General features: G+C 43.5%; 1 protein-coding gene and 1 pseudogene. Both read right to left on the bottom strand.

Annotated elements, in window-relative coordinates; translation table 11 throughout:
* Positions 1-300: 300 nt before the first annotated feature.
* Positions 301-951 (bottom strand): annotated as a pseudogene (locus ACFIJK_RS09210) (proton-conducting transporter membrane subunit); the annotation flags it as partial.
* Positions 952-966: 15 nt separating this feature from the next.
* On the bottom strand, positions 967-1149 hold the full coding sequence (locus tag ACFIJK_RS09205) for a hypothetical protein (RefSeq protein ID WP_375627580.1): 183 nt from the start codon (positions 1147-1149) through the stop codon (positions 967-969).
* Between the last annotated feature and the right edge of the window lie 165 nt (positions 1150-1314).

The raw sequence follows: 1314 nt of genomic DNA, 5'->3' as shown, positions 1-1314 counted from the left end.
GGTGAACCCTAGAATGATGTTGGGGTTAAGGGATAGAAGGATAATTGGGGTAAGGTGTATGAATATTAGTGTATTTTCTCGTGTGAAAGGGGGTTTTATGTTAATTATGTGGTGTGTGAGTTTTCCTCGTTGTACTGTAATGAATATGTGGAGGGAGTAGAGGGCTGTGATTAGTATGTTAAGTCCTGTTAGCACGATAGTGATGTGAGATCAAGAGAATGAGGCTGTAATCACGAAGAGTTCTCCAATTAAATTAATGGTGGGGGGTAAGGCTAGGTTGGTAAGGTTTGCTGTGAATCATCAGAGGGCTATTAGTGGAAGTAGTGTTTGAAGTCCTCGGGAGAGTATTATAATGCGGCTGTGGGTGCGTTCATAGTTTGAGTTAGCTAGGCAGAATAGTATAGAGGAAGTAAGTCCATGGGCAATTATGAGGGTGGTTGCGCCAGAAAAGCTTCAGGGGGTTTGAATGAGGGAGGCTATGATTACTAGGGATATATGGCTTACGGAGGAGTATGCGATGAGTGATTTTAGGTCTGTTTGTCGTAGGCAGATTGAGCTTGTTATGATTATGCCTCATAGGGCTAGCATGAGGAAAGGGTAGGCTATGTATTCTGTTAGGGGGTTAAGAATAGGGGTGAGTCGTATTATGCCATAGCCACCTAGTTTTAAGAGTACTGCGGCGAGGACTATTGAGCCTGCGATAGGGGCTTCAACATGGGCTTTTGGGAGTCATAGGTGTAGGCCATATAAGGGTATTTTTGTTATGAAAGCTATCGTGCATGCTAGTCAGACGAGGTTGTGTGATCAGGTGGTTGTTAGTTTTTGGTCTGTGAGTGTTAGTAGTATGATATTTAATGAGCCTGCGTTATTGTAGGTGTAGGTTAATATGATGAGTAGGGGTAGAGAGCCAGTTAGTGTATAGAATAGAAAGTATGTGCTTGCGTTGAGGCGTTCTGCTTGGTTACCTCATTTGGTGATGATGATTAGGGTGGGAATAAGGGTGGTTTCGAATAGGATGTAGAATAAGATTAATTCTGTGGCCATGAATGTTAGAATTAAGGTGATTTGAAGGAAAATTATTGTGGAGAGGTAGAGTTTTTTTTGCGAAGGGGGTTCATTGCATAGGTGGTACTGGCTAGCTATTATCATGAGGGGTAGAAGTCAAGCGGTTAGTGTCAGAAGGGGTGTTGTTAGTGGGTCGGAGGATAGGTAGGTTGAGTGGTTAAGGAGGTTGTTATTGGTTTGGTTAAAAAATAGTAGGGGAATGAGCACCTGCGAGGTGGACGCGGTCGTCATGGCGGAGGCTAAGGACAG

The organism is Bartonella sp. PS17NMGDW (genome assembly GCF_042193555.1).
GTDB lineage: Bacteria > Pseudomonadota > Alphaproteobacteria > Rhizobiales > Rhizobiaceae > Bartonella > Bartonella grahamii.
Note: the sequence above shows the minus strand (reverse complement) of the source record. Positions and strands in the feature narration are given on the sequence as shown.